The 7,044-nt window shown below is 64.5% G+C and carries 6 protein-coding genes and 1 pseudogene; 5 read left to right on the top strand and 2 right to left on the bottom strand.

Going from position 1 to position 7,044, the window contains the following annotated elements; all coding sequences use genetic code 11:
* From hisD to VJ811_RS06145, 4 genes are all read left to right on the top strand, one after another.
* Positions 1 to 895, top strand: an 895-nt coding sequence (hisD, locus tag VJ811_RS06160; RefSeq protein ID WP_324071386.1) for a histidinol dehydrogenase, incomplete at its 5' end; no start/stop codon positions are given.
* Between the two features lie 10 nt (positions 896 to 905).
* The gene (nusB, locus tag VJ811_RS06155) at positions 906 to 1,352 is read left to right on the top strand and encodes a transcription antitermination factor NusB (RefSeq protein WP_324071385.1); all 447 of its coding nucleotides are present in this window, start codon (positions 906 to 908) and stop codon (positions 1,350 to 1,352) included.
* Positions 1,353 to 1,496: 144 nt separating this feature from the next.
* Positions 1,497 to 2,429 (top strand): thiamine-phosphate kinase, encoded by a 933-nt coding sequence (gene thiL, locus VJ811_RS06150; protein ID WP_324071384.1) that lies wholly within the window; start codon positions 1,497 to 1,499, stop codon positions 2,427 to 2,429.
* Between the two features lie 182 nt (positions 2,430 to 2,611).
* Complete coding sequence (locus tag VJ811_RS06145; RefSeq protein ID WP_324071383.1) at positions 2,612 to 4,729, top strand: sodium-translocating pyrophosphatase; 2,118 nt, start codon at positions 2,612 to 2,614, stop codon at positions 4,727 to 4,729.
* Between the two features lie 248 nt (positions 4,730 to 4,977).
* Here the strand turns inward: VJ811_RS06145 and VJ811_RS06140 are convergent, their stop codons facing one another.
* Positions 4,978 to 5,796, bottom strand: coding sequence for an SDR family NAD(P)-dependent oxidoreductase (locus tag VJ811_RS06140; RefSeq protein WP_324071382.1), 819 nt, complete (start codon positions 5,794 to 5,796; stop codon positions 4,978 to 4,980).
* A gap of 313 nt (positions 5,797 to 6,109) precedes the next feature.
* On the opposite strand from VJ811_RS06140, the gene VJ811_RS06135 reads away from it, so the two are divergent.
* Positions 6,110 to 6,637, top strand: coding sequence for a CarD family transcriptional regulator (locus VJ811_RS06135; protein WP_037511307.1), 528 nt, complete (start codon positions 6,110 to 6,112; stop codon positions 6,635 to 6,637).
* Positions 6,638 to 6,798: 161 nt separating this feature from the next.
* Here the strand turns inward: VJ811_RS06135 and VJ811_RS06130 are convergent.
* A pseudogene (locus VJ811_RS06130) lies at positions 6,799 to 7,044 on the bottom strand (tRNA pseudouridine(38-40) synthase TruA); the annotation flags it as partial.

The following is a 7,044-nucleotide window of genomic DNA, read 5'->3' as shown; positions in this document are numbered from 1 at the left end:
CCGCGCCGCCTATCCCTCGTCGGTCTTGATGAACATCATCCCCGCCAAGGTCGCGGGGGTCGAGCGCATCGTGATGATGACCCCGACGCCGGGCGGCGAGACGAACCCCGTGGTGATGGCCGCCGCGCATATCGGCGGGGTCGATGAGATCTGGCGTATCGGTGGCGCGCAGGCGGTTGCCGCACTCGCTTATGGCACCGACAGGATCGCTCCGGTCGACGTCGTCACCGGGCCTGGAAACGCGTGGGTCGCCGAGGCCAAGCGGCAGGTCTATGGCGTGGTTGGCATCGACATGGTCGCGGGGCCGAGCGAAATTGTCGTCGTCGCCGATGCGAAGAACGAGCCGCATGTCATTGCCGCCGACCTGCTCAGCCAAGCCGAGCACGACCCGACAAGCCAGTCGATCCTGTTCACCGATGACGGCGATTTCGCCGATGCGGTGGCCGCGGCGGTCGCCAACATCATTCCGACGCTCGCGACCGCGCGCACGATGCAGACAAGCTGGGCCGACAATGGCGCGGTGATCATCGTGCCGGCGCTCGCCGATGCGATCCCGCTCTGCGATCGCCTCGCCCCCGAACATCTCGAACTCGCGGTCGACGCCGCCGAGGCCGATGCGCTGTTTGCCAAGGTGCGCCATGCGGGCTCGGTCTTTCTCGGCCGCCACACCCCCGAGGCGATCGGCGATTATGTCGCCGGTCCGAACCATGTGCTGCCGACCGGCCGCCGCGCGCGTTTCTCGAGCGGGCTGTCGGTCAGCGATTTCATGAAGCGCACGAGCTTCCTCGCGCTCGATGGCGCGAGCCTTGCCGCGATCGGTCCGGCCGCGGTTGCGCTCGCGGGCGCCGAAGGGCTTCCCGCCCATGCGCTTTCGGTCAGCCAGCGTCTCAGCTAAGAAAAGAACCATGAACAAACGCTCCCAGTCCCGCTCCGCCGCCCGTCTCGCCGCCGTCCAGGCGCTCTATCAGCATGAGATGGAGGGCACGCCCGTGCCTAAGCTGATCCACGAATTCCATCAGCACCGCATCGGTGCGACGATCGAGGACGAAGAATATGCCGACGCCGACACCGCCTTCTTCGACGATATTGTGAAGGGCACGCTCGCGCGTATCGAAGAGATCGACGTGGCGATCGTCGCACGGCTCGCGAGCGGCTGGTCGATGGAGCGGCTCGACCGCACGATGAAGGCGATCCTGCGCGCGGGTTCGTACGAGTTGATGGCGCGCGGCGACGTGCCCGTCGGCGCGGTAGTCAGCGAATATGTCGATGTCGCGAAGGCGTTCTTCGATACGCGCGAGGCGGGCTTTGCGAATGGGCTGCTCGATGCGATTGGCAAGGATGTGCGCAAGTAAGCCCAACCTTGGACTCCCGCGCAGGCGGGAGCCCGGAGCGGCATAAGGCAAGCGGTTGCTTATTTGCGCTCTGGATCCCCGCCTTCGCGGGGATACGGCGTTGGGTATCTTTTACACCGTAGTGGTATCGGCTACGATTTTCGCATGAGCGAAGCCGATTTCATCGCCCGCCTGCGTGCCATCGCGACCGACCCCGCCGCGCGCGGGCTGGCCGACGACGCCGCGGTGCTCGGCGACCTTGTCCTCACCCACGACATGATCGTCGAGGGCATCCATTTCCTACCCGACGAACGGCCGCAGGATGTCGCGTGGAAGCTCGTTGCGGTGAACCTTTCCGATCTGGCCGCCAAGGGCGCCGCGCCGCTCGGCGTGCTCGTCGGGTACAGCCTGACCGGCGACGAGTTTTGGGACGCGGCCTTCGTTCGCGGGCTGGGCGAGGTGCTGCGGCGGTACGAGGTGCCGCTGCTTGGCGGCGATACTGTGGGCATTCCCGCCGGCGCGCCGCGCACATTCGGGCTCACCGCCATCGGCAAGGCGCCTGCGACCGGCGCGCCGGCGCGGAGCGGCGCAAAGCCCGGCGACCAGATATGGGTCACCGGGACGATCGGCAATGCCGGGCTCGGCCTCGCGATGCGGCTCGGGCAGGTCGATCCGAACGAAACCTGCCTTGCCGCCTATTGCCGTCCCGAACCGCAGCTGGCCTTCGGGCAGGCGGTGGCGCCACACGTCCATGCGATGATGGATGTGTCCGACGGCCTGCTGATCGATGCGCAGCGGATGGCCGAGGCGAGCGGATGGCAACTGGGCATCATGCTCGAATCGGTGCCGCTCTCGGCGGCGCTGCTCGCGGTGCGCCCCGACGTGCTCGACACGCGGCTCGCGGCGGCGACCGCGGGCGACGATTATCAGTTGCTGTTCACCGCCGATCCCTCAGCCACCGCGCCGATCCGCGAGATCGCGGCAGGGCTGAATATCGTCGTCACACCCCTTGGTCACGCCGGGGTGGGCGAGGGAATCATGCTGACCCACCGGGCGCAGCGGATCGCGCCGCCCGAGCGTCTCGGTTTCATGCACTGACGCGAAAACACGGAAAAGCGCGGAATTACCGGGCTTGCCCTTGGCTTTCTTTCTTCCCATAAATCGGCGTCCAAATTTGGGGCGGTCGCATCAGGGGAGAGAGCGAACCGGCATCAATAAGTCGGACGTGCTCGACTGCTATCTTCTGCGTCGCCCTTCTCAACGGGAAGGAATAGTCACGCATGAATCCGGTTTTGATCGCGATAGCGTGCGGCCTGTTGGCCGTGCTCTATGGGTTCATTACCTCGCGGCAGGTGCTCAGCGCCTCCGCCGGTAATGAAAAGATGCAGGAAATCGCCGCCGCCATTCAGGAAGGCGCCAAGGCCTATCTCGGCCGCCAATATCGTACCATCGCCATCGTCGGCGTCGTCGTCGCCATTCTTGTCGGCTATTTTCTCGGCCCGATTTCGGGCGCGGGCTTCGTCATCGGCGCTGTCCTGTCGGGGGTTGCCGGCTTCGTCGGCATGAACATCTCGGTCAAAGCCAATGTCCGCACCGCGGCTGCGGCGCAGACCGGGCTGCAGGCGGGCCTGACCATGGCGTTCCGCGCTGGAGCGATCACCGGTCTGCTCGTGGCTGGGCTTGCCTTGCTCGCGATCTCGGTCTTCTTCTGGTATCTGATCGGCCCTGGTGGCTTCACCGTCGGCGGTGAGGATCGCACCGTGGTCGATGCGCTCGTCGCGCTCGCGTTCGGCGCCTCGCTGATCTCGATCTTCGCGCGTCTGGGCGGCGGCATCTTCACCAAGGCGGCCGACGTCGGTGCCGACCTTGTCGGCAAGGTCGAGGCTGGAATTCCCGAGGATGATCCGCGCAACCCCGCGGTGATCGCCGATAACGTCGGCGACAATGTCGGCGACTGCGCCGGCATGGCCGCCGACCTGTTCGAAACCTATGTCGTCACCGTCGGCGCCACGATGGTGCTGATCGCGCTGCTGCTGAAGGGCACCGGCGACATGCTGCTCCCGCTGATGACGCTGCCGCTGCTGATGGGCGGTGTGTGCATCATCACCTCGATCATCGGCACTTATTTCGTGCGTCTCGGCAGCGGCAAGAATGTCATGGGCGCGATGTACAAGGGCTTCCTCGTCACCGCGGTCCTCTCGATCCCGGCGATCTGGTTCTCGACCAGCTACGTCTTCAAGGGTGACATGACGACCGATGTTACGGGCCAGACGTTCAACGGCAGCGACCTTTTCTATTGCTCGCTGCTCGGCCTCGTCATCACCGGGCTGATCATCTGGATCACCGAATATTACACCGGCACCAACTATCGCCCGGTGCGCTCGATCGCCAAGGCTTCGGAAACGGGTCATGGCACCAATGTGATCCAGGGTCTGGCCATCAGCCTTGAATCGACCGCGCTGCCGACGCTCGTGATCTGCGCCGGCATTATCGTCGCCTTCCAGACCGCGGGCATCATCGGCATCGCCTTTGCCGCCACCGCGATGCTGGCACTCGCCGGCATGGTGGTTGCGCTCGACGCTTATGGTCCGGTCACCGACAATGCCGGCGGCATCGCCGAAATGGCGGGTCTCGACGATTCGGTTCGTGAAAAGACCGACCTGCTCGACGCGGTGGGCAACACGACCAAGGCGGTGACCAAGGGCTACGCCATCGGTTCGGCGGGTCTCGCGGCGCTGGTGCTGTTCGGCACCTATACCGCCGACATCACCGAATATTCGGCGAAGCTCGGGCTGACCGAACCGCTGACCTTCTCGCTGTCGTCGCCTTATGTCATCGTCGGGCTGCTGCTCGGCGCGCTCCTGCCGTACCTCTTCGGTGCGATGGGCATGACCGCGGTCGGCCGCGCGGCGGGCGAAGTGGTCAAGGATGTTCGCGACCAGTTCAAGAACAACCCGGGCATCATGACCTATGAGAGCAAGCCCGACTATGCGCGCACGGTCGATCTGGTGACCAAGGCGGCGATCAAGGAAATGATCATCCCGTCGCTGCTCCCGGTGCTCGCGCCGATCGTCGTGTTCTTCGTCATCCGCGCGGTGGCGGGTCCCGCCGCGGCCTTGGAAGCGCTTGGCGCTCTCCTGCTCGGCGTGATCGTCGGCGGGCTGTTCGTCGCCATCTCGATGACCTCGGGCGGCGGCGCATGGGATAATGCCAAGAAATATATCGAAGACGGCAATCACGGCGGCAAGGGCAGCGAGGCCCACAAGGCCGCGGTGACCGGCGACACCGTCGGCGATCCGTACAAGGATACCGCGGGTCCGGCGGTCAACCCGATGATCAAGATCACCAACATCGTGGCGATCCTGCTCCTTGCGGCACTGGCTAACGGCGGGGCGTAGGTCGCGCTGCCCGCGGGCAAAAGAAAAGCCCCGCCGGAGCGATCCGGCGGGGCTTTTTCTTTGGGGTAGTGCATTGCCGTAAGATCCTCCCCATCGACTTGCGATGGGGAGGTGGCAGCCCGCAGGGCTGACGGAGGGGTAATGGCGCGATGTCGCTACCCCTCCACCACCGCTTCGCGGCGGTCCACCTCCCCATCGCAAGTTGATGGGGAGGATCGTTATGTCCGCTTCCGGTCGTTAGCGGCCGTTTAGGTCGCGCTCGTCGCCCTCATCTGCGCCGCATAACCCGCCTGCACCATCGCGCTCATCCGGTCGAACAGCGCGTCGGGATCCTTGCGGCGTAGATCGGCGATCGCCGCTTCGGCGCCCTCGGCGATCACCAGTTCGCGCGTCCCCGCATCGACCGCCGCGAGCATTCGCTCTGCCGCGTCATCGGGCGACAAGCCATTGTCGATTGCGGCGTCGCTTTCCCCGCGCGTGCTGCCGTCGGCGTTCAGCGCGTTGCGGCTGACATTGGTGCGCACCGAACCCGGCGCGACGACGAGTATCTTCAGCCCCAGATGCTCATTTTCGGCGCGCACGCTGTCGTGATAGCCGATCAGGCCATGCTTGGCCGCCGAGTAAGCGCTGCGCAGCGGCACGCCCGCGATCCCCGCGACGCTGGAGATGGCGATGATCTGGCCGCCGCCGGCACCGACCATGCGCGGCAGCAATTGCTGGGTGAGCGCGATCGGCGCGAGCAGATCGACGCCGATGATTTGCTGATAGACCGAAAAATCGGTCTCGATCGCGAGGCTGCGCTGCGAGATGCCGGCATTGTTGACGAGCCCGTCGATGCGGCCCTGCCAGCCCCACGCCTGCTCGGCGATGGCGGGGAGGGCAGTATAATCGGTCGCCTCGAACGGCAGGACCAGCGATTCGGTAGCGCAGTCGGCGGCAACGGCCTCCAATGCCGCGACGTTGCGCCCCGACAGGATCAGCTTTGCGCCGCGTGCGCTGAGCGCCCGCGCGAGCGCCGCGCCGATGCCCGAGGAGGCGCCTGTGATCCACCAAATTTGATCCTGCATACCGGCTCCTTATCTATGATTTCGTTTCAACCTGAAACGGGTCTGAGGAGCCGTCAAGGTGCCGACCGACGCATTTCCGCGCAGGGGTGGCAATTTTGTTGCGAATCTGTTATAATAAATATCAACACGCCGACACCCTGCCTCTTCCCGCCGCTCGGGCTGGGGCACATTCGGCGTTTCCGATGGAGCCATATCCCTTGTCACTCTGACTGGCTAGCGCCGCCCGAATGCTCATCCCCCTCAATACGGAGGGTTGGATGTCCCGGTGTTGTCGCAGTTTCCGGTCAGGGTCAAGGCACAGAAAGGAATTTGCATGTCCGTGAACACGCTCTTGTTCGAAGTCGGCGATTATGTTGTTTATCCCAAGCATGGCGTGGGGCGCGTCATCGAATTGCAGCGGTCGGAAATCGCCGGCATGCAACTCGAACTTTATGTCCTGCGCTTCGAAAAGGAAAAAATGACGCTTCGCGTGCCGACGAACAAGGCTGAAGGCGTGGGGATGCGCAAGCTGTCGTCGGACAAGACGCTGAAGGAAGCGTTGCAGGTCCTGACGACCAAGCCGAAGGTGAAGCGCACCATGTGGTCACGCCGCGCGCAGGAATATGAAGCGAAGATCAATTCGGGCGACCTCGTGTCGATCGCCGAAGTGACCCGCGACCTGTTCCGCGCCGACGACCAGCCCGAGCAGAGCTATTCGGAGCGCCAGATCTTCGAAGCGGCGTCGAGCCGCCTCGCGCGCGAACTCGGCGCGATGGAAGAAAGCGACGAAAAGACCGCGCAGGCGAAGATCCTCCAGATACTCAACGAGCATGCGCCGCTCTACTACGCCGAAAAGGTGTAATCGCGTCCACAGCGATGAAGGAAAGGGCGGTCTGGTAGGGCCGCCCTTTTCGATTCAGGCACCACCCCATTTCTCGTCATGCCGGACTTGATCCAGTATCCGTCGTAGCACTGAAGTCATGGACCCCGGATCAAGTCCGGGGCGACGAAGCGTAGGGTATTTTACGGGTAAGTCGCGCGCACGAAATAGAGCCCGTCGGGCGGGGCGTTCAGCCCCAGCGCGTTGCGATCCGCCGCATCGAGCGCCGCCTTCAAATCGCGCGCCGACCATTTGCCATAGCCGACGAGCGCGAGGCAGCCGACCATCGAGCGCACCTGATGATGCAGGAAGCTGCGCGCCGCGGCCTCGATAATCAGCTCGTCGCCGTGACGGCTCACCGTCAGCTTGTCGAGCGTCTTCACCGGGCT

The organism is Sphingopyxis sp. (assembly GCF_035250425.1).
In the GTDB taxonomy this organism is placed as follows: Bacteria; Pseudomonadota; Alphaproteobacteria; order Sphingomonadales; family Sphingomonadaceae; genus Sphingopyxis.
Note: the sequence above shows the minus strand (reverse complement) of the source record. Positions and strands in the feature narration are given on the sequence as shown.